This is a genomic window from Kribbella sp. NPDC049227, from assembly GCF_043197265.1.
Classification (GTDB): Bacteria; Actinomycetota; Actinomycetes; order Propionibacteriales; family Kribbellaceae; genus Kribbella.
Map to the genome: position 1 here is coordinate 497,492 of NZ_JBICST010000007.1, position 20,790 is coordinate 518,281.

General features: G+C 68.7%; 19 protein-coding genes. 13 read left to right on the plus strand and 6 right to left on the minus strand.

What is annotated here, in order from left to right; all coding sequences use genetic code 11:
• Nucleotides 1-9 precede the first annotated feature (9 nt).
• Nucleotides 10-462, minus strand: a complete 453-nt coding sequence (locus tag ACGFH6_RS31935; RefSeq protein WP_393391338.1) for an SRPBCC family protein — start codon at nucleotides 460-462, stop codon at nucleotides 10-12.
• A gap of 93 nt (nucleotides 463-555) precedes the next feature.
• Between ACGFH6_RS31935 and ACGFH6_RS31940 the strand changes: the two genes are divergently transcribed.
• Nucleotides 556-3,546 carry a S8 family serine peptidase gene (locus ACGFH6_RS31940; protein ID WP_393391339.1) on the plus strand — a complete coding sequence of 997 codons (2,991 nt, stop codon included), beginning with the start codon at nucleotides 556-558 and terminating at the stop codon, nucleotides 3,544-3,546.
• A 123-nt stretch (nucleotides 3,547-3,669) separates the two neighbouring features.
• Here the strand turns inward: ACGFH6_RS31940 and ACGFH6_RS31945 are convergent, their stop codons facing one another.
• On the minus strand, nucleotides 3,670-4,569 hold the full coding sequence (locus ACGFH6_RS31945; protein ID WP_393391341.1) for a hypothetical protein: 900 nt from the start codon (nucleotides 4,567-4,569) through the stop codon (nucleotides 3,670-3,672).
• A gap of 114 nt (nucleotides 4,570-4,683) precedes the next feature.
• Here ACGFH6_RS31945 and lepA point away from each other — a divergent pair, with 114 nt between their 5' ends.
• Genes lepA through ACGFH6_RS31965 form a run of 4 tightly spaced genes read left to right on the plus strand, consistent with a single transcriptional unit; the run spans nucleotide 4,684 to nucleotide 9,354 of the window.
• On the plus strand, nucleotides 4,684-6,570 hold the full coding sequence (lepA, locus tag ACGFH6_RS31950; protein WP_393391343.1) for a translation elongation factor 4: 1,887 nt from the start codon (nucleotides 4,684-4,686) through the stop codon (nucleotides 6,568-6,570).
• The gene (locus tag ACGFH6_RS31955; RefSeq protein WP_393391345.1) at nucleotides 6,570-7,475 is read left to right on the plus strand and encodes an aminoglycoside phosphotransferase family protein; all 906 of its coding nucleotides are present in this window, start codon (nucleotides 6,570-6,572) and stop codon (nucleotides 7,473-7,475) included. Before lepA ends, ACGFH6_RS31955 begins: the two co-directional genes overlap by 1 nt.
• A 44-nt stretch (nucleotides 7,476-7,519) precedes the next feature.
• A complete protein-coding gene (locus tag ACGFH6_RS31960) occupies nucleotides 7,520-8,146 on the plus strand; it encodes an MOSC domain-containing protein (protein ID WP_393391347.1) in 627 nt (208 codons plus the stop codon).
• Nucleotides 8,143-9,354, plus strand: coding sequence for an MFS transporter (locus tag ACGFH6_RS31965; RefSeq protein WP_393391349.1), 1,212 nt, complete (start codon nucleotides 8,143-8,145; stop codon nucleotides 9,352-9,354). The genes ACGFH6_RS31960 and ACGFH6_RS31965 overlap by 4 nt, the downstream gene beginning before the upstream one ends.
• On the opposite strand, the gene ACGFH6_RS31970 is transcribed toward ACGFH6_RS31965, so the two are convergent.
• Nucleotides 9,339-10,076 (minus strand): MerR family transcriptional regulator, encoded by a 738-nt coding sequence (locus ACGFH6_RS31970; RefSeq protein ID WP_393391351.1) that lies wholly within the window; start codon nucleotides 10,074-10,076, stop codon nucleotides 9,339-9,341. The two genes, ACGFH6_RS31965 and ACGFH6_RS31970, sit on opposite strands and share 16 nt — an antisense overlap.
• A 50-nt stretch (nucleotides 10,077-10,126) precedes the next feature.
• Between ACGFH6_RS31970 and ACGFH6_RS31975 the strand changes: the two genes are divergently transcribed.
• The 4 genes from ACGFH6_RS31975 to ACGFH6_RS31990 are packed head-to-tail and all read left to right on the plus strand — an operon-like array spanning nucleotide 10,127 to nucleotide 12,500.
• On the plus strand, nucleotides 10,127-10,957 hold the full coding sequence (locus ACGFH6_RS31975; RefSeq protein ID WP_393391353.1) for an ATP-binding cassette domain-containing protein: 831 nt from the start codon (nucleotides 10,127-10,129) through the stop codon (nucleotides 10,955-10,957).
• A complete protein-coding gene (locus ACGFH6_RS31980; protein WP_393391355.1) occupies nucleotides 10,954-11,481 on the plus strand; it encodes a hypothetical protein in 528 nt (175 codons plus the stop codon). The genes ACGFH6_RS31975 and ACGFH6_RS31980 overlap by 4 nt, the downstream gene beginning before the upstream one ends.
• A complete protein-coding gene (locus ACGFH6_RS31985; RefSeq protein WP_393391357.1) occupies nucleotides 11,433-11,720 on the plus strand; it encodes an ABC-2 family transporter protein in 288 nt (95 codons plus the stop codon). The genes ACGFH6_RS31980 and ACGFH6_RS31985 overlap by 49 nt, the downstream gene beginning before the upstream one ends.
• Nucleotides 11,721-12,500, plus strand: coding sequence for an ABC transporter permease (locus tag ACGFH6_RS31990; RefSeq protein ID WP_393391359.1), 780 nt, complete (start codon nucleotides 11,721-11,723; stop codon nucleotides 12,498-12,500).
• On the opposite strand, the gene ACGFH6_RS31995 is transcribed toward ACGFH6_RS31990, so the two are convergent.
• The 3 genes from ACGFH6_RS31995 to kduI are packed head-to-tail and all read right to left on the minus strand — an operon-like array spanning nucleotide 12,497 to nucleotide 14,889.
• On the minus strand, nucleotides 12,497-13,261 hold the full coding sequence (locus ACGFH6_RS31995) for an IclR family transcriptional regulator (RefSeq protein ID WP_393391361.1): 765 nt from the start codon (nucleotides 13,259-13,261) through the stop codon (nucleotides 12,497-12,499). The two genes, ACGFH6_RS31990 and ACGFH6_RS31995, sit on opposite strands and share 4 nt — an antisense overlap.
• 33 nt (nucleotides 13,262-13,294) lie before the next feature.
• Entirely contained in the window at nucleotides 13,295-14,056 is a 762-nt protein-coding gene (locus tag ACGFH6_RS32000; RefSeq protein WP_393391363.1) for an SDR family oxidoreductase, read from the minus strand.
• Complete coding sequence (gene kduI / locus ACGFH6_RS32005) at nucleotides 14,053-14,889, minus strand: 5-dehydro-4-deoxy-D-glucuronate isomerase (protein ID WP_393391365.1); 837 nt, start codon at nucleotides 14,887-14,889, stop codon at nucleotides 14,053-14,055. The genes ACGFH6_RS32000 and kduI overlap by 4 nt, the downstream gene beginning before the upstream one ends.
• Nucleotides 14,890-15,029: 140 nt before the next feature.
• On the opposite strand from kduI, the gene ACGFH6_RS32010 reads away from it, so the two are divergent.
• From ACGFH6_RS32010 to ACGFH6_RS32025, 4 genes are all read left to right on the plus strand, one after another.
• Complete coding sequence (locus ACGFH6_RS32010) at nucleotides 15,030-16,532, plus strand: sodium:solute symporter family protein (RefSeq protein ID WP_393391367.1); 1,503 nt, start codon at nucleotides 15,030-15,032, stop codon at nucleotides 16,530-16,532.
• 53 nt (nucleotides 16,533-16,585) lie between these two features.
• A complete protein-coding gene (locus ACGFH6_RS32015) occupies nucleotides 16,586-16,771 on the plus strand; it encodes a tautomerase family protein (RefSeq protein WP_393391369.1) in 186 nt (61 codons plus the stop codon).
• 96 nt (nucleotides 16,772-16,867) lie between these two features.
• On the plus strand, nucleotides 16,868-17,893 hold the full coding sequence (locus ACGFH6_RS32020) for an aspartate-semialdehyde dehydrogenase (RefSeq protein WP_393391371.1): 1,026 nt from the start codon (nucleotides 16,868-16,870) through the stop codon (nucleotides 17,891-17,893).
• Nucleotides 17,894-17,984: 91 nt separating this feature from the next.
• Nucleotides 17,985-20,750: a BTAD domain-containing putative transcriptional regulator gene (locus tag ACGFH6_RS32025; RefSeq protein ID WP_393391373.1), complete on the plus strand. Its 2,766-nt coding sequence runs from the start codon at nucleotides 17,985-17,987 to the stop codon at nucleotides 20,748-20,750.
• Nucleotides 20,751-20,790: the final 40 nt, after the last annotated feature.

Genomic DNA, 20,790 nt, shown 5'->3' on the forward strand with positions numbered 1-20,790 from the left:
GCGGCGACGTCAGTCCACCTCTGCCGCGGCTTTGAGCCGCTCCAGGGTCACCCGGATCCCGCGCCGGTTGAGCCGCGTCCGATCCCCGAACACGCGCTGGAACACCGTCCGCATCACCACCGGCCGACGGTCCGTCCACGACTCGGTCACCTCACACCCGTCGGCGGTCGCCGCGAACTCGTAGGCCCACAGCGAGATCGGTACCGGCCCGAAGTGGATCCAGAACGCGAACCGCCGCCCCGGCTCAGCCTCTACCACCCGCCCCTGCGTGAACCACCGAACCGCACCCACCCGGTTGTGCCCGACGAACCGCGCCCCCACCACCGGCCCCGCCGTACCCGAGGACCACCTCACCCGAGTGCACTCCGGACTCCACTCACCCATCCGAGGCAGATCACTGACCAGCCCATAAAGCCGCTCCGCCGACGCGCCCACCGCAATGGATTCCGCCAAGTCCGCCATAAGTCTCCTCCTCCGCCACATATTCTGCCCGAGCGTGACATAGCGACTACCGGGCGGCATACTCGGGCGCTCCGTCGCTCCCGGAGGAGATTTGTGTTTCGTCGTACGCCGATCGTCGTGGTCACCGCGCTTGTTGCGTCGCTGGCTGGTGTTCCGCTCATCGCCCGTGCGGCCAACGCACTGCAGAGTGGTGAGACACCGGCGGCGGCTGATCCGCTGGTCAAGCGGTCCGACACCGGCTCGTACATCGTCCAGCTCGATGACGCACCGGTCGCCGAGTACGGCGGTGACATCGCCGGACTGCCTGCCACACGCGTGCTGCCGGGCGGGAAGTTGGTGAAGACGGCCAGCCAGGTCGTCGGGTACGTCAAGCACCTGGCCGAGGAGCGCCAAGCGCTTCTGGAGACGGTCCCCGAGGTGAAGAAGCTGTACGACTACAGCTACACGTACTCCGGTTTCTCCGCGCAGATGTCGTACGACGAAGCCGTCAAGCTGGCCAAGTCGTCCGGAGTGAAGAGCGTCGAGCCGAGCGAGCTCCAGAGGCAGGACACCGTGGACACCCCGCGCTTCCTGGGGATGTCCGGCAAGGGTGGAGCTTGGCAGCAGGCCGGTGGGGTCGACCGGGCCGGCGACGGCGTGATCATCGGCGTCATCGACTCGGGCTTCGTCCCCGAGCGGGCGAGTTTCGCGCCGATTAAGACCAGCAAGCGGTCGGACGCGATCGTCGCGAAGAAGTGGAAGGGCACCTGCCAGGCCGGTGAGGAGGCGCCTGTCACCTGCAACAACAAGGTGATCGGCGCCCGGTACTTCGACAAGGGCATCGGCAGCCGCCCGATCGCGGAGGAGTTCAAGTCGCCGCGGGACTACGGCGGTCACGGCACCCACACGGCCAGTACGGCGGGCGGCAACCACGACGTCGAGATGAGCGTCATGGGCCGCGACTACGGCAAGGGTTCCGGCATCGCCCCGCAGGCACGGTTGGCGATCTACAAGGTGCTGTGGGCCGTCGACCAGAGCGGTGGCGGCAGCGGCACCGACGCGGACATCGTGGCCGGTATCGACGCAGCGGTCGCGGACGGTGTGGACGTGATCAACTACTCGGTCTCCGGCTCCGGCTCGACGTACGTGAACGCCACCGGCCTGGCGTTCCTGCGTGCCGCCAAGGCGGGCGTGTTCGTGGCCACGAGCGCCGGCAACACCGGTCCGGGCGTCGGCACGGTCGGCAAGAACTACCCCTGGGTGACGACGGTTGCCAATGGCACCCATGACCGCGACATCCAGACGACCGTGACCCTCGGCGACGGCAAGTCCTACACCGGCGCGGGCATCGGCGCCGGTGCGCCGTCAGCCCCCGTGATCCTGGCCAAGGACGCCGGCCCCGACGGCGTGAACGAGAGCAGCCTGTGCCAAGGCGGCACCCTCGACCCGGCAAAGGTTCGCGGCAAGATCGTGGTCTGCGACCGCGGCGTGAACGACCGGGTCGACAAGAGCGCGCAGGTGAAGAAGGCCGGCGGCGTCGGCATGATCCTGCTCAACATCACCCCGGGCACGCAGGACGCTGACCTGCACACGGTCCCGACCGTGCACCTCGGCGACAAGGTCGCGCCCGCGGTCAAGGAATACGTCGGCGGTACGGCGAACCCGGCCGCCACGATCGGCCCTGGTACGCCGGTCCGCGTGACCGCACCGAAGGTCGCGACCTCGTCCAGCCGCGGACCGTCCCCGGCCGGCAACGGTGACCTGCTCAAGCCGGACATCATGGCGCCGGGCACCAATGTGCTCGCAGCGACGACCGCCTTCAGCGCGGCCGGTGGCGAGTACGCGTTCATGAGCGGTACGTCGATGGCGTCGCCGCACATCGCCGGCGCCGCGGCGGTGCTGAAGGGCAGGCACCCGGGCTGGTCGCCGATGGCGATCAAGTCGGCGCTGCTGACCACCGGCACCGACCAGGACACCAGCGGTAAACCGATCCGCAACGACTCGGGCTCAGAGGCCAACCCGTTCGGGTATGGCGCCGGCCTCGTGCAGCCGAAGAAGGCGATGGACCCCGGCCTGGTCTACGACTCGTCGTACGCCGACTGGGCCAAGTTCGTCTGCGGGTCCGGCCAGGTGCCGGCGACGCACGAGCTGTGTGTGGGCGGCAAGATCGACCCGAGTGACTTGAACTACCCGACGATCGCGGTCGGTGACCTAGCCGGCAAGCAGACCGTGACCCGCACCGTGACGAACGTTGGCCGACTCCCCGAGATCTACGTCCCGAAGGTCGAAGGCCTGGCCAAGGTCAAGGTGACCGTGACACCGCGCATCCTGATCACGCTGCCCGGCCACAAGGCGACGTACAAGGTCACCTTCGAGAACACGGGTGCGCCGCTCGAGCAGTACTCGTTCGGCAAGCTGACCTGGAAGTCGAACCAGCATGCGGTGACCAGTACGCTCGCGATCAAGCCGCTCACGGTCAAGGCACCGACGCAGGTCACGGGGACCGGGACCGCAGGATCCGTGCAGGTGCCCATCACCGCCGGGTACTCCGGCACACTCAACACGACCGCGGTTGGCCTGACGGCAGCGACCATCGCCGAGGCCGACCTGAAGAACCCGGGCGGGGTGTCGTTCCCGACCGCGAACCCGCAGATCAACGACCACGTCGCCAAGTTCACGGTGAACGTCCAGGCCGGTGTGAAGTACGCCCGGTTCTCGACGTTCGACGCGGACTACCCAGCCGGTACGGACCTGGATGTCTTCGTCTACAAGGCCAGTACGGCGACGCTGCTCGGCAGCAGCACCGGCGGCTCGGCCGAGGAACAGGTCGACCTCGCACAGCCCGCCGGTGGACCAGTGGACGTGTACGTCGACCTGTTCGCCGGAGCCGACCACCAACAGGTGAAGCTCAACCACTGGGAACTCCAGAACCCGCAGGGCAACCTGACGGTCAGCCCACCGGAGCAGCCCGTCCAGACGGCCGGCGAAACCAGCGTGACCGCGTCCTGGACCGGTCTGACCGCCGGCATGCGGTACCTCGGCCAACTGCACTACTCCGACGGCACCGACGGCTCCGGCTCGACCGTGGTCCGGGTCGACAGCTGACATCGGCTCAGCATCACGTGCCTCGTCGCCGGCCGCCACCTGGTGAGGATGCTGCTCGATACTCACCACTAGATTCGTCACACCTTCAGAGACGCGCATCCTCGGGAAACGCTGCGTTCCGGGTCAGGACAGCCGCTCCCGTACCCAGTCCAGGTGGATCAGGGCGTGTCTGCGCTGCCAGGGCCGGATGGTCGGTAGGCCGGGTGGGGCCGGCTGAGCCGCGCCCCACCACAGACCGCCCGCGATGGCGGCCAGGAACCCGGTGATCCCCACGTCGTCGGGCAGCTCGGGCAACTGGACCGACTCACGCATGTCCGCGTGCAGGATGACCGTGTCGGTCCAAGGCGGCGCCGACGCCGCGTGTGCCCAGTCGATGAAGACCACCCGGTCGTCGGTGAGGATGATGTTGTCGGCCCGCAGGTCCCAGTGCGCCAGCGCTTTGCCCTCCGCCAGAGCCCGCAGCCCGGTCCGCGACAGCTCTGCCAGCTCTTCCTCGCGTCCGGCCACCCAGTCGGGTACGTCGAGCCCGTCCGCGATGACGTTGTCCCACCGGCTCAAGAACTCCTCACTCCGTACGGCGGCGACCGGCGCGTCCGGCCACGGCGAAGGGTCGAGTGCTGCGGTCAGCTCGGCCAGAGCGTCCAGGACACGGTCGGCCTCGTGCTGTTCCCACGGGTGGGACGGCAGCCAGCCCTCGATGTCCTCCAGGAGCAGCCCGACCCAGTCGCCGTCGTCGTACACGTCGTAAAGCGCCGGGGCCGTCGGCAACGGGCCGACGCCCTGGATCGCGGCGATCTCGTTGCGGAACAGCGTCGGGGTCTTCGGGTTGAGCGACGTACCGACGGTCTTGACGAAGGCGCGGCGGCCGGATGCGGTCACCAGGCGGGCGGCGACGCCGGGGGAGAACCCGCCCTGCTGGGTCGTGGCGGATACCACCGCCGACCCGAGCGCGCGCTCCACCCACGCCCGCACACCGGCGGGCACCTCCTCGAAGGGCAACCGGACCCCAGCAGCGTGCGCCATGCCCACAAACGGTAGGTCGCCGGGCCCCGGACCGCTCGCGGTTTTCGAATCCGCTGGCCCTGCATGGGATGATTGACCGATTGTCCGTCACCCGAGCTGAACTGGATCCCCTCCGTGCCCGCTGGCCCCACGACCGTGCCTCAGCCAGGTCGTACCGACCCGTCGCTGATCCGGAACTTCTGCATCATCGCCCACATCGACCACGGCAAGTCGACGCTGGCCGACCGGATGCTGCAGATCACCGGGGTGGTCGACGACCGCTCGATGCGGGCGCAGTACCTCGACCGGATGGACATCGAGCGCGAACGCGGCATCACGATCAAGTCGCAGGCGGTCCGGCTGCCGTTCGCGCCTGGACCGGACACCCCGGGCGGCCTGCTCGCCCCGGACGGTACGACGTACATCCTGAACATGATCGACACCCCCGGGCACGTCGACTTCACCTACGAGGTGTCCCGGTCGCTGGAGGCGTGTGAGGGCGCGGTGCTGCTGGTCGACGCAGCGCAGGGCATCGAGGCGCAGACGCTGGCCAACCTGTACCTCGCGCTGAACGCGGACCTGCACATCATCCCGGTGCTGAACAAGATCGACCTGCCCAGCGCCCAGCCGGAGAAGTACGCGGCCGAGCTGGCCCACATCATCGGCTGCGACCCGTCCGACGTCCTGAAGGTGTCGGCGAAGACCGGCGAGGGCGTCGAGGACCTGCTCAGCGAGATCGTCGCGCAGGTCGAGCCGCCGCAGGGCGTCAAGGACGCGCCGCCGCGGGCCCTGATCTTCGACTCGGTCTACGACACCTACCGCGGCGTGGTCACCTACGTCCGGGTGGTCGACGGCGAGCTGACCCACCGGGACCGGATCAAGATGATGTCGACCGGCGCCGTACACGAGATGCTCGAGGTCGGGGTGATCTCGCCGGAGCCGATGAAGACGCCGAGTATCGGTGTGGGCGAGGTCGGTTACCTGATCACCGGCGTGAAGGACGTCCGCCAGTCCCGGGTCGGCGACACCGTCACCGCGGCCGTGCACGGTGCGACGGAAGCGCTCGGCGGTTACAAGCATCCGCAGCCGATGGTGTACTCCGGGCTGTTCCCGATCGACGGCGACGACTACCCGACGCTGCGGGACGCGCTGGAGCGGCTGCAGCTGAACGACGCGGCCCTGCAGTACGAGCCGGAGACCTCGGGCGCGCTCGGGTTCGGGTTCCGCTGCGGCTTCCTCGGGCTGCTGCACATGGAGATCGTCCGTGAGCGGCTCGAGCGTGAGTTCGATCTCGACCTGATCTCGACCGCGCCGAACGTCGTCTACCGGGTCGAGATGGAGGACGGCAAGGAGCACGTCGTCACCAACCCGAGCGAGTTCCCGGAAGGCAAGATCGCCGAGATCTACGAGCCGGTGGTGAAGGCGACCATCCTCAGCCCGAAGGACTTCATCGGCGTGATCATGGAGCTGTGCCAGGCCAAGCGGGGCAACCTGCAGGGCATGGACTACCTGTCCGAGGACCGGGTCGAGCTGCGCTACACGCTGCCGCTGGCCGAGATCGTCTTCGACTTCTTCGACCAGCTGAAGTCGAAGACCAAGGGCTACGCGTCGCTCGACTACGAGCCGACCGGTGAGCAGGCCGCCGCGCTGGTCAAAGTGGACATCCTGCTGCAGGGCGAGACGGTCGATGCGTTCTCGGCGATCGTGCACCGCGACAACGCGTACTCCTACGGCGTCGCGCTGGCCGGCAAGCTGAAGGAACTGATCCCCAGGCAGCAGTTCGAGGTGCCGATCCAGGCCGCGATCGGGTCCCGCATCATCGCCCGCGAGTCGATCCGCGCGATGCGCAAGGACGTGCTGGCCAAGTGCTACGGCGGTGACATCACCCGTAAGCGCAAGCTGCTGGAGAAGCAGAAGGAAGGCAAGAAGCGGATGAAGATGGTCGGCCGGGTCGAGGTACCGCAGGAGGCCTTCATCGCCGCCCTGCGCACCACCGACACCGGGGAGAAGGCCAAGAAGTAGTGCCGGTCGAGATCCCCACCGGGTTACTGGTCGTCGCGTCGCGAGGTCAGGACTGGGCGGACTGGCTCGATCGGCTGCCCCGGTTGACCCGCGAGCTGCTCGACGAGTGGCAGTTGCGCGTCGACGGTACGTCGGCGTACGGGAACTGTGCTCTGGTCGTCCCGGTGACGACGGCGGACGGTCAGCGCGCCGTACTGAAGGTGCAGTTCCCGCACTGGGAGGCCGAGACCGAGCATCTCGCGCTGCGGGCGTGGGCCGGGAACGGCGTGGTCCAGTTGCTGCGGGCCGATCCGCGGCGGTTCGCGTTGCTGCTCGAGCGGCTGGAACCGCGGGACCTGACCACGATCGATGCCCTCGACGCCTGCGAGATCGTTGGCAGCACCTACAAGCGGTTGCATGTCCCGGCCGGACCGCAGTTCCGGACGCTGTCGGGTGAGCTGAAGCGGTGGCTCGAGCGGTTCCGGCAGTTGCCGGCCTCGGCGCCGGTGCCGCATCGGTACGTCGAGCAGGCGATCGCGCTGTCCGAGGACTTCGTCGCGGACCCGGCGACGGACGGCCGGCTGATCCACACCGATCTGCACTACGAGAATATGCTGGCGGCAGAACGCGAGCCCTGGTTGGTGATCGACCCGAAGCCGCTGTCCGGCGACCCGCACTTCGAGGTCGCGCCGCTGATCTGGAACCGCTGGGACGAGATCGTTGCCTCCGGCGACCTTCGGTTCGCGGTCAAACAGCGTTTCTACACGGCGATCGACGCCGCCGGCCTGGACGAGGAGCGCGCCCGCGACTGGGTGATCGTCCGGCAGATGCTCAACGTGCTGTGGACGTTGGAGGACGCCGACGAGTCCCTGCCTCAGGACTGGCTCACCCGCAACATCGCGATCGTGAAAGCCATCCAGGACTAGAAATTCAGTGGAGACCGCACGCCGGGCGAGAGAGTATGCCCGGTATGCGGGTGCTGACGGTCAACGTTGTGGAGAAACTGATTCCGGGTCCGAAGGAGACCGGACTCACCGCCATCGACAAGCGACCGCAGGCGGGCCGGGTAGAGGTCGGCGAGCTCGGGCTGACCGGTGACAGGGTGTGCGACACCAAGAACCACGGCGGCCCGGACCTGGCGATCTACGCGTACGCCGACGAGGACGCGAACTGGTGGTCCGCGCACCTGGGCCGGGAGATCCCGGCCGGTCTGTTCGGTGAGAACCTGCGCACCGAGGGCCTCGACATCACCGGGGCGTTGCTGGGCGAGACCTGGCGGATCGGCGCCGACGTCGAGGTGATGGTCCGGGCGCCGCGGATCCCGTGCATCACGTTCCAGCACAGGATGCAGGAGCCGCACTGGGTCAAGCGATTCCACCAGGCCGGCCGCCCGGGCGCCTATCTGAAGGTACTGCGGACCGGATCGATCGGTGCCGGTGATCCGGTCGAGGTGCTGAGCCGGCCGGAGCACGAGGTCACCATCGGCGTCATGTTCGGCCGGCAGGAACCGGAGAAGATGCAGCGGATGCTGGACTCCGGCGTCGACCTGATGGATGAGCTCCGTGAGACCGCGCAGCGCGTAGCGGCGCGCGCATGAGCGGCCTGCTGCCCGCACCTGGACCACTTCGCCCGCTCGCACTGGCCACCCTGCTCAGCCGGGTCGGCAACGGGCTGCTGATGACGGTCAGTGTGCTGTACTTCACCCGGATCGTCGGATTGTCCATCGCACAGGTCGGACTCGGGCTCACCGTCGCCGGCCTGTTCGGTCTGTTGTCAGCGGTGCCGATGGGGCATGTGGCCGACCGCCGGGGTCCGCGCACCCTGTTCGTCATCCTGAGCCTCGTACTCTGCGGGGTGTCGCTGCTCTACCTGCTGGTGGACACCTTCTGGCAGTTCCTGATCGTGTCGATCGTGCTGACTGCCTTCGACCGGGGAGCGGGAGCCGTCCGGGGCGCACTGATCGCCGCCATCACGCAAGGCGCAGGCCGGGTTGCCGCCCGTGCCTACCTGCGGGCGGTGACCAACATCGGCATCATGGCCGGCGCCGGAATCGGTGCGTTCGCGCTGCACTTCGACACGGCTACGGCGTACCGGCTGATGTTCGTGCTCGATGCGGTGCTCAGTGCGATCGCGGCGTTCGTCGTACTGGCGGTGCCTGCTGTGGCACCGCTCGAACGAAGCGACGACGGACCGGTCTGGGTCGCCCTGCGCGATCGTGGGTATCTGGCGGTGGCCGCGCTGAACGCCGCGATGTCGATCCACTACGCCATCTTCGACGTCGCGATCCCGCTCTGGGTGGTCGACCACACCGAGGCGCCGCGCTGGATGGTCGCCCTGACGCTGATCATCAACACCGTGGTGGTCGCGCTCTTCCAGGTCCGGTCCTCGCGCGGGATCTCGGATCTGACCACGGCCGCGTGGGCCACCCGGACCGCCGGACTGTTGCTTCTGGCATCGATGATCCTGTTCGCCGGAGCCTCCTGGGGGAACGCCGCCGTCGCGGTCGGCCTGCTCGCCCTCGGTGCCTTGGTCCAGGTGGCCGGCGAGCTCCTGCAGTCCTCCGGCTCGTTCCTGCTCGGCTTCGAACTCGCCGCCGAGCACGCCCAAGGCCAGTACCAAGGCGTCTGGAACACCAGCATGTCCATCAGCACGATGGTCGCCCCAACCATCCTGGCCCTGCTCCCACTCGGCCTCGGCGTCCCCGGCTGGATCATCCTGGGCGTCTGGTTCGCCGCGGCCGGCATCCTCTTCGTCCCCGTCGTCCGCTGGGCCGGCGCCCGACGTACCGCTCAGTTGGTCAGGTAATGGCGGATGGCGGCGGTCGCTCCGATGCACCGCCACGTTCGGTCCTCGAGGATGTCGAGGCGCTCGTGCAGAGCACGTCTGACCTGGTCGGGGCGGCCCTGTGAGAGCTCGTCCAGGACGTCTCGGATCACGTCGAACGGCTGCCCGACGTCGCGCAGCAACGCGATGACCGTCAGCCGCCGTAGCTGCTCCGGGCTGTAGACGCGGTACGCCGTGGACGCCTCGCGCTCCGGCTGCAGGAGCCCTTGCTGCTCCCAGAACCGCACCGCGGACGGCCTGACGCCGGCTATCGCGGCGGCTTCCGCGATTCGGAGACGGCGGGTGCGCAGCTGCGAGGTGGTCGGGCGAAGGGCTGACTCGATCGCGTCGAGCGCGGCCTGCGTACGGACGCGCTGATGGTCCAGGGCGCCGTGGCTGGCGTTGACCAGGTCGAGCACCGCCGTCCGGTCGCCCGCGTGGATCGCGCGCATGACGTCGAGGGCAGGCTGCCAGCCATAGCCGGCGATCACGATGCGAGCGACCCGCAAGGCCTCGACGTGTACGTCGGTGTAGCGGCGGTACCCGTTCGGTCCGCGCTCAGCCGGTGGCAGGAAGCCGACCTTCTCGTAGGTCCGGATCTGCGTGACCCCTAGGCCGGCCAGCCGCGCCAGGTCGATCGGGCGCAGGTACTGCTTCGAGTGCAAACGAAGGCTTTTCGGCTCGTCAGCGCCTGGGTCAGGCACGCATAGCCCTCCAAACCCTTCAGCTTGCATCAGCTTTCTAGGTTGAGCTTATGAGTGTTGACGAGGCGAGGACAGTGTGGGTCGACCGGCTGGGGATGCGGTACCGCGCACCGGTCCGCCCGGCCGGTCTGCGGGCGGCGCTCCGCTCGGTGGTACGGCGCGAGTACCGCGAGATCGACGCGGTGACGGACCTGACCTTCGGGCTGGCCGCGGGCGAGGTGGTCGGCTTCCTCGGCCCGAACGGCGCCGGCAAGACCACGACCATGAAGATCCTCGCCGGCATCCTGCACCCAACCAGCGGAGACGTCCGCGTGCTCGGTTCCGTTCCGTGGCAGCGGCGCCGAAGCTATCTGCGAACGATCGCCCTGATCCGCGGAAGCCAGCCGATCGGCGGCCCCGCGGAGCTGACAGTCATGGACTCGCTCCGCTATCAGCAACTGCTGTACGAGGTGCCGCGCGAGGACTTCCGCACCGCCGTGGACGAACTCGTCGACCTGCTCGACATCAGCGCGCTGCTGCCGCGCCAGGTGCGGGCGTTGAGCCTCGGCGAGCGGATGCGGGCCGGCTTGGCGATGGCGATGGTCTACCGGCCCAAGGTCCTGTTCCTCGACGAACCCACGTTGGGACTCGACGTCTCGGCCGCCGCGACGCTCCGCCGGTTCGTCGCCGAGTACGCCGCCCGGACCGGGGCAACGATCCTGCTGACCAGCCACTACATGGCCGACGTGGAGGCGTTGTGCCGCCGGGTCATCCTGATCGACCACGGCCGCATCCGGTACGACGGCGACCTCGGCGCGCTGAGCATGACCCTTGCACCGGACCTCGTGGATCCGGCGCTCGACGTCGTACTGGACCGGTTGTACCGGGACGGAGCGCGGTGACCGGGCACACCCTTCGTCTGCTCCGGGCGGGGATCTGGCGCAGCTCGGTGGAGTGGTGGAGCTTCCGGTCCTTCGTGATCACCCTGGTGGCCGGCCAGACGGTGACGCCGCTGCTCGGTCTCTTCGTCTGGTCCTCGGCCGTCCCCGGGAGCAGCGGGATCACGACGTACTACGTTGTCCTCCTCGCCGTTCAACTGGTGACGGTCTCGTTCGAGCACCACACGCTGGCGAACGCGATCTACGGCGGTGACTTCGCGGCCGAACTGGTGAAGCCGCGACCGGTGGTCCTCGATTTCCTGGCCACCAACCTCGCACTGCGGTTCTGGCATCTGCTCTTCGGCCTGCCGGTCATCGTGATCGTCGGTCTGTTCGCCGGCGTGTCCTTGCGTGGTCTCGATCTCGTCTGGCGTTGCCTGCCGTCGTACTGGCCGCGGCCCTGCGCTTCGTCTTCACCTACACGCTGGCGCTGTCGGCCGTGTGGATGCAGCGCGCGCACGGTGCGGTCGGGGTGGGGGAGACGTTGATCTTCCTGCTGGGTGGGACCGCGGCGCCGCTGACCTACCTGGTCGGTCCGCTCCGGGAGATCGGCGCGGTCCTGCCCTTCTGGTCGATGCTGGGCGCTCCCGCCGAGGTTGCCGCTGGCAACATCCGGGAGCCGCTCCAGGTCTACGCGACACAGGCCGGCTGGCTGGTCGCCTTCATCGTGATCGCCGTCGTCGTCTGGCGGCGCGCCGTCCGTCGTTTCACTGCCTTCGGAGGATAGGTGTTCAGGCTCATCAGGCTCTTCGGAGCGTTGTTCTCCCTGTCGCTGCGGCGCACCTTGGCGTTCCGTGCGGACATGTTCTTCGAACTCGTCACCACCTGCATCGGCGCCGCCGCATCGTTGGCCGCTCTCGGCATGGTCTTCAGCCGCACGGCCTCGCTGGGCGGCTGGTCTGCGGGTGAGGCGACAGTGCTGCTCGGCACGTTCCAGGTCGTCACCGGACTTCGCAGTACCTTCGTTGAACCGAACCTGGCGTGGTTCGGCGGCCAGGTGAAGAACGGGCAGTTCGACGCCGTGCTGTTGCAGCCGGCGCCGGCCATCTTCCTGGCGAGCTTCGGAGCCTTTGCGCCGTTGGCGTTGATCCAGGTCGGAGCCGGGCTGTGCATCGTGACCGGCGGTGTCGTGCAGGCAGGCCTCACGATCACGGCGACCGGAGTCCTCGGCTGGCTCGTGGTGGTGGCCGCGGCGACCGTCGTCATGTGGGCGACGCGGTTGATGCTGGCGTCAGTGGTGTTCTGGGCGTTCGGGCTCGACCTCGATGTGCTGTACGACGCGGTCTGGCAATTCGCTCGGTACCCGGTCCAGATCTACAGCCCTGTACTGCGGGTTGCCTTCACCTACGCGCTGCCCGTGGCATTGATCGCCACCGTGCCGGTCGAGGCACTGATGCGCGGGGGAGGAGGGGTCCTGGCAGCGCTCGCCGTTGCCGGTGGCGCGGGCGGGATCGCCTGGCTGATCTGGCGCCGCGGACTCCGCCGCTACACCAGCGCCACGAGTTAGCGGGTGGGCTCCAGGTAGCCGAGGGCTGCGGAGATTTTGCGGGCGGCTTCGATCGCGGCGGGAGCCATCAGGGCCACCTGGGCGATGGATTGCTCCAGAGACAGTGTGGAGATGCTGACGGCGGCGATCGCCGTACCTGTGTGGTCGTGGATGACCGAGGCGACGCAGCGGATGCCCGGTTCGTTCTCCTCGTCGTCCAGCGCGTAGCCGCGGGTGCGGACCTGGGCGAGGTCGGCTTTGAGCGCGGCCGCGGTCGTATGGGTCAGGGGAGTGCGGGCCGGCAGACCGGTGCGGGTGATGTGCGCGTCGAGGGCCTCGTCGTCCTTCTCGGCCAGGAGCGCCTTGCCGATGCCGGTGCAGTGCAGCCAGAACGCTTTGCCCACGCGAGACGGCATCCGGTACGGCTTCGGGCCGTCGAGACGTGCGACGTAGATCGCCTCGTCACCATTGAGCAGTCCGACGTGCACCGTGCAGCGGGTCTGCGCGACGAGATCCGCGAGGACCGGCCGGGCGACGGTGGCCAGGTCGACGTTGGTGAGGGCGTGACCGGCCAGCCGGAGCGCCTTCGGTCCCGGGTGGTACGACCCGTCCTCGGCCTGGGCGACGAACTCGTGCTCCACCAGCGACGCCATGATCCGGTGCACCGTCGACTTGGCCAGGCCGGTCGCGTTCACGACGTCGGTGAAGCGCGAGTGCTCCAGGACGGCGTCCAGCACCATCAGCGTCTTGTCGATGGCCGAGGGCGAACTCATGTCGGTCATCCTGCCACTCCTCACGTCACCTACCTGCGCCCATCACCGGGCCAGCCAGCCACCGTCGACCGCGAGCACTTGCCCGTTGACGTAGTCGGCCGCCGCCGAGGCCAGGAAGACCGCGGCGCCGACCAGATCCTCCGCCCGCCCCCAGCGACCGGCCGGGATGCGCTCCCGGATGGCGGCGTCGCGGGCAGGGTCCGCGCGCAGGTCGGTGGTGTTGTCGGTACTGATGTAGCCGGGTGCGATCGCGTTCACCTGGACTCCGGCCGGTCCCCACTCGTTGGCCAGGGCTCGGGTCAGTCCCGCGACCGCGTGCTTACTGGCAGTGTAGGCCGGAACCCTGACCCCGCCCTGGAAACTCAGCAACGAGGCGATCGTGACGATCTTGCCGGTACGCCGTTCGGCCATCGCGGCACCGATCGGCCGGGTCACCGCCCAGGTGGAGTTGAGGTTCACGTCGATCACGTGCCGCCAGTCGGCGGTGCCGGTCTCGGCCGCCGGCCCGCGCCGGATCGTGCCCGCGTTGTTGACCAGGATGTCGATCCGCCGCGTCCGCGCCAGTTCGACCGCGGTCGCCTCGACCGCGTCCGGGTCGGCGAAGTCGGCGATGACGACCGTCGCCTCACCGCCGCCGTTCTGCTTGATCGCTTCGAGCGTGTCCTCGAGCGCGGCGTCGCGCGCCATCAGGATCAGCTCGGCGCCGGCCGCGGCGTACCCGGCCGCGATCGCCGCCCCGATACCCCGCCGGGCTCCGGTGACGAGCGCCGTACGCCCGCCGAGGCTGAACGGGTCAGCCGTCACCGCAGGTCCCGGACGTCGACGCCGTCCATGTCCCCGAACGCCTGGTTCTCGCCCGCCATCGCCCACACGAAGCTGTACGACGAGGTGCCGGCGCCGGAGTGGATCGACCAGCTGGGCGAGATGACCGCCTGGCGGTCCGCGACCAGGAGGTGCCGGGTCTCCTCGGGCTCGCCGAGCAGGTGGACGATCCGCTCGGTCTCGGGCAGGCCGAAGTACAGATAGCACTCGGTACGGCGGTCATGCGTGTGCGCGGGCATCGTGTTCCACGTACTCCCGGCGTGCAGGGTGGTGACGCCGAGCACGATCTGGCAGCTGCGGACGCCGTCGGCGTGGATGTACTGGTCGATCGTGCGGCGGTTCGCGGTCTGCTGGTCGCCGAGCTCGAGCCGGTTGCCTTCACCGGGATTGACCAACGTGGTCGGGAACTCGGTGTGCGCGGTGGCCGAGAAGAGGTAGAACGCCGCGTCCGAGCCCTCGAAGACGACCTCGCGAACCCCGCGGCCGACGTACAGGCACGCTGCGGTGGGCAGCTCGTACTTGGTGCCGTCCGCGGTGACCGTGCCCGGGCCGCCGACGTTGACGATGCCGGCCTCACGGCGTTCGAGAAAGTAGTCGCTGCGCAGTTCGGGCCAGGTGCCGAGCGTCAGCGGACCGTTCGCGGGGAGGGCGCCGGCCAGCACGATCCGGTCGTGGTGGGTGAGCACCGCGGTGACTGTGTCCGGCGTGAACAGGTCGTCGACGAGGTAGTGCGAGCGCAAGGCGGCGGTGTCGAAGCCGGGCACCTGATCGGGATGGGTGGCATGCCTGATGTGGAGGGGCGGCTGAGCATTCACGGAACAAGGTTCTAATCGACGGAACCTCCTGTCAACCGTGGAACAGGACCACCAAAGGTTCCGGGTTCCGTGACTTGACACTCAGTTCTGTTCAGTGGAACCTTCCAGTCACTCGCCCATCGCCCCTGGGAGGATCTCTGATGACCGCACTGGACTGGACGGTCCTGGTCGGCTATTTCGTGCTGATGGTGCTGATCGGGGTCTGGTCGCGCACCAAGATCACAACGGTCGTCGACTACTTCACGACCGGCGGCCGGATCCCGTGGTGGCTGTCCGGCATCTCGCATCACATGTCCGGCTACAGCGCGGTCATGTTCGTCGCCTTCGCCGCGGTCGCCTACAGCTACGGCATCACCGTCTACGTCTGGTGGGCGGTGTCGATCGGGATCGGCGTCGGCATCGGCGCGTTCCTGTTCGCCGCCCGCTGGAACCGGCTGCGCTCCAAGCACGGCGTCGTATCGCCACTGGAGTACCTGGCCCGCCGCTACAACCTGCCGACCCAGCAAGCCCTGGCGTACTCCGGTGCCGCGCTGAAGGTCGTCGACATCGCGTCGAAGTGGGTGGCGATCGCCGTACTGCTGAACGGATTCACCGGCGTACCGATGCGGTGGGGGATCCTGCTGACCGGCGTGGTCACGATGCTGTACGCGACGCTCGGTGGGCTGTGGGCCGACGTACTCACCGACTTCGGGCAGTTCGTCATCCAGTTCGCGGCGGGGATCGCGATGTTCGTCGGCGTGATGGCGCAGTTGGACGGCGTACCGACGCTGTGGAAGATGTGGGACCAGTTGCCGGCCGGTCACGGTGATGCGCTCAATGGGCCGTACACGCCGATCTTCCTGATCGCGTTCCTCTTCATCAAGACGTTCGAGTACAACGGCGGCATGTGGAACCTGGCGCAGCGCTACATGGCCGCGCCGTCGGGGTCCGAGGCGAAGCGGTCCGCGCTGCTGTCGTCGGTGCTGTGGCTGGTCTGGCCACTGATCCTGTTCATTCCGATGTGCGCCGCGCCGCTGCTGGTCCACCCGGGCAAGCCGGAGCAGTCGTACGTCGAACTCGCCCAACTGCTGCTGCCGACCGGACTGATCGGGCTGGTGCTGGCCGGGTTCTTCTCGCACACGATGGCGATGGTCGCTTCGGACGCGAACGTGATCTCGTCCGTCATCACCCGCGATCTCGCGCCGGTGCTGGTGCCGAAGGTGCGGCGACTGACCGATGCGGGGGCGTTGAAGTTCGCGCGGATCACCACGTTCACGTTCGTCACGCTGAGCATGCTGATCGCGATCGCGACCAATGGTGAAGGTGTGGTGCTGAAGATCGTCGTCGACCTGGTGGCCGCGACCATGGGGCCGATCTCGATCCCGTTGATGCTCGGTCTGCTGCCGTGGTTCCGGCGCTGCGGGGCGCGGGCCGCGCTGGCGTCGTGGGCGATCGGCCTGGTGGTCTGGGCGATCGCCAAGTGGGGCTTCGACTCCACCGACACCACGCTGGTCGTCGCGTTGCCGCTGGCAACTTCCCTGGTGGTGTACGTCGGCCTCGGGCTGCTACTCCCGGAGCGCCGCCCGGAGGTGGACGAGCTGGTCGGGTCGCTGGACACCGACCCCGACGACGTCACCGCGAGACGGGCCGCCGCCGTCGGCTGAACCCTGGAACACTGTCCCACAACACAGAACCGCCAACTCTCTGGAGAATCTGCATGCCGAACATCACCGTCGAGCTCCTGTCCGGCCGCACCCTCGACCAGCGCCGCGAGTTCGTCGCCGCCGTCACCGAATCCGCCATCGCCATCCTCGGCGCCAAGCGCGAGTCCGTCCGCATCGTGTTCACCGAGATCGAGAAGACCGACGTGGCCAACGGCGGCACCCTCGTCGCCGACGCCTGAGGGCCCGGTCCGGCGCCTCGCCCGCCCCGAGGCGCCGGACCGCCGCATCCTGGAATTCCCGGTGCCCGGACAGGCTCACCTATTACTGTCTTGGGTATGCGAGTAGGAGTTTTCGGAGCCACAGGACAGGTCGGCAGCGTCATGCGGGAGCTGCTGGTCGAGCGCGAGTTCCCGGTTGACGAGGTGCGGTACTTCGCGTCGGCCCGGTCGGCGGGGAGCAAGCTGCCGTTCGGGGATACCGAGGTGACGGTCGAGGACTCCGCGACGGCGGACTTCAGCGGCCTCGACCTCGCGTTGTTCTCGAACGGGAAGACAGCCTCGAAGGAGTATGCGCCGAAGGTGGCCGCGGCCGGTGCTGTCGTGGTGGACAACTCGTCCGCCTGGCGGATGGACCCCGAGGTGCCGCTGGTGGTGTCCGAGGTGAACCCGGGTGACCTCGAACACCTCCCGAAGAACATCGTCGCGAACCCGAACTGCACCACGATGGCCGCGATGCCCGTCCTCGCCCCGCTGCACCGTGAGGCGACGCTCACCCGGCTCGTCGTCTCCACCTACCAGGCCGTCTCCGGCTCCGGTGGCGTCGGCGTCAGCGAACTCGAGGACCAGGCGAAGGCACTGATCGAGTACGGCGGCCGCCTGGCCCGCGGCACCGACGGCGTCACCCTCCCCGAGCCCAAGGTGTACGCCGGCCCGATCGCGTTCAACGTCCTCCCGCTGGCCGGATCGATCGTTGCCGACGGCACCGGTGAGACCGACGAGGAGCAGAAGCTGCGGAACGAGAGCCGCAAGATCCTGCACATCCCGGAACTCCCGGTGGCCGGCACCTGCGTCCGGGTGCCCGTGTTCACCGGCCACTCGCTCAGCATCCACGCCGAGTTCGCGGAGACGATCACCCCCGAGCGCGCCACCGAGATCCTCGGTTCCGCGGCGGGCGTCGTCCTCGCGGATCTGCCGACGCCGCTGCTCGCGGTCGGCCAGGACCCGTCGTACGTCGGCCGGATCCGGCAGGACCAGTCCGTCCCGGGCAACCGTGGCCTGGTGCTGTTCGTGTCGAACGACAACCTCCGCAAGGGCGCCGCCCTGAACGCCGTCCAGATCGCGGAGCTCCTCGCCCGGCGCTGATCGGAGAGCATTCGTTTGAATCTGCGGCCCTCGTGCGAAGGGGCGCGATGGCCCAGCCGCGAGGATAGGGTGAGGTCTCCTTCGTGCGGAGGTGACCGAGCTGGAGCAAGGGGCTGTGACCGGATCCGCGAATCTGCGGTTCCGGTTGCTGGGGACGGTGGAGGTTCGGACCGCCGACGGTGACGTCGTTCCGCTGCCGTCACACCGTCCGGCGGTGCTGCTGGCCGCCCTGTTGCTCAGGCTCAACCGGACTGTGCGCGCCGACGACCTCGTCGACGTGCTCTGGGACGACGACGATCTCCCGACGAGTCCGCGGGCGGCGCTGCAGATCTACGTGTCCCGGTTGCGAGCCGCGCTGGGCGACACCGACCGGACGATGATCCAGACCGGTGACGGCGGCTACACGCTGCGGGCGGACCCGTCCCGTCTCGACCTCGAGGTGTTCCGCGTGCTGGTCCGGCGTGCGGGCCAGACGACGGATCCCTCGGCCAGGGCCGAACTCCTCACCGAGGCCCTCGCGCTCTGGCGAGGCGAGCCGCTCGCCGGCCTCGACACGGGCGCTCTCACTCGAGAGATGACTCCGCGCCTCGTCGAGGAACACCTCCGGGCGCAGGAGCTGTCGTTCGACGCGCGACTCGCCCAGGGCGCAGCGGCCGACGTCATCCCCGAACTCACCGAGTTGGTCCATCGATACCCGACCAGGGAACGCTTCTGGGTCCAGCTCATGCGCGCCCATCACGCGGCCGGGCGGCAGGCTCTCGCGCTGTCGACGTACAGCGAGGTGTCGCGCCGGCTCCGCGATCTCCTCGGCGTCGGTCCCGGTGCCGAACTCCAACGTCTGCACGCCGAACTGCTCGCCGCGACCGACACCGAGAGCATGGTCGTACCGCGGCAGTTGCCGTCCGTCGCACCGGCGTTCGCCGGCCGGACCGAGCACCTCCGGCAGCTCGACGACCTCCTGCCGGGCTCGCGGGTCGCGCTCGTCATCGGCCCGGCCGGTATCGGCAAGACCTCGCTGGCGATCCATTGGGCCAAGCAGGTCGCGGACCGGTTCCCGGACGGCATCCTGTACGCCGACCTCCTCGGCTACTCGCCCGCCGCGGTGCCGGCGGACCCGCTCTCGGTGCTGCCCCGGTTCCTGGCCGCCCTCGGAATCCCGGCCGACCGCCTCCCGGTGACCGCGGACGAACAGGTCGGGTTGTACCGCAGCCTGCTCGTCGACCGTTCGGTTCTCGTCGTGCTGGACAACGCCCGTACGGCCGAGCAGGTCCGGCCGCTCGCGGCCACCGGCGCGACGTGCATCACGCTCGTCACCAGCCGCAACGAACTCGCCGGCCTGGTCGCCACCGAGCAGGCCGAGCCGATCCGGCTCGACGTCCTCGACCCGGACCAGTCAAGACAGTTGCTCGTGGCAAGAGTCGGTGAGCGGCGGTTGCGCGAGGATCCGGCCAGCGTCGACACCCTGATCGACCGCTGCGCCGGTCTTCCGCTGGCCCTGTCGCTGCTCGCGGCCCAGATCGCGCTGCGGCCGCGGCGAGAGCTGAAGTCGTTCGTCGAACTGGTCAACGAGGCGCCGCTCGACGCGCTGGCGACCACCGACGGGGTCGACGTACGGACGATCTTCTCCTGGTCCTACCGGCAGCTGCGGCCCGAGCTGGCGCGGATGTTCCGGCTGCTGGCGCAGCATCCCGGCAGCGAGATCACCACGGGTGCCGCGGCCGCCTTGGCCGGTACGCCGATCCGCGACGCCCGGAACATGATCGCTGTACTGGTGGCCAATCATCAGCTGGTCGAGATCACACCGGATCGCTACGTGCTGCACGACCTGCTGCGGACGTATGCGCGCGAGCTGTGCGGGCCCGGCGAGGCCGCGGAAGCGTTCACGCGGTTGCTCGGCTATCTGGTGCACACCGGGTTCGCCGGAGCGTTGCTCCTCGCTCCGACCCGGGAGCCGGTCGAGTTGCCGGAGCTCGATCCGGCGGTCGAGCTCGTGCTGCCGGCCAGTCGCGACGAGGCGTTCGCCTGGTTCGACTCGGAGCAGCCGAACAATCTCGCCGTACTGCGATCCGCGGCCGGGCGGGCCGATCAGTGGCTCTGGCTGTATGTGTGGGCGATCGCGGACTATCTCGACTTCCGCGGCCGGTCCGGGTACATGGAGGCCGAAGGGCTGGCGCTCGAGGCGGCCGTGCGGCTCGGTGACCTGCGCAAGCAGGCCCAGACGCGCCGCGACCTGGCCCGCGGCCACATGGCGATGCGGGAGTGGGACGACGCCATCCGGCATCACGAACTCGCCCTCGGGATCGCGGAGGAGCTCGACGACCAGCCCGCCATCGCGCACGGGTCGCTGAGCCTCGCGCGGGTGCTCACGCGGATGGGGAAGCATCGGGAGGCGATCGAGAAGACCATCCGGGCGCTGCGGATCTACGAGCAGACCGGGCACACCGACGCGCGGGGGACCGCGCTCAACAACCTCGGCTGGTACTACGCGCAGCTCGGCGAGTACGAGGCCGCGGTCGACTATGCACAGCAGGCGCTGAAGCTCTTCCAGGAGCAGGACTCGGAGTACGGGCGTGCCGTCGTCAGCGACACGATGGCGTTCGCGCTGGCCGCGGCCGGACGGCTCGACGACGCGATCGCCAGCTACACGACCGCGGTCGACATCGTGCGTGCCCAGGGCCGCCGGCTGGAGACGGCCGAGTGCCTGATGGCGCGGGCCGGAGTGGAGGAGCGAGCCGGGTACGACGACGCGGCCCACGCCAGTTGGACCGAGGCGTTGGAGATCCTCGAGGCGCTCGATCACCCCGATGCCGAGGCTGCTCGGCATGCCCTGGATCAGCAGCGGTTGAACGGACAGTAAGACTGGAGCCACCGGCCGTAGGTACCAGTTACCTGTTGCG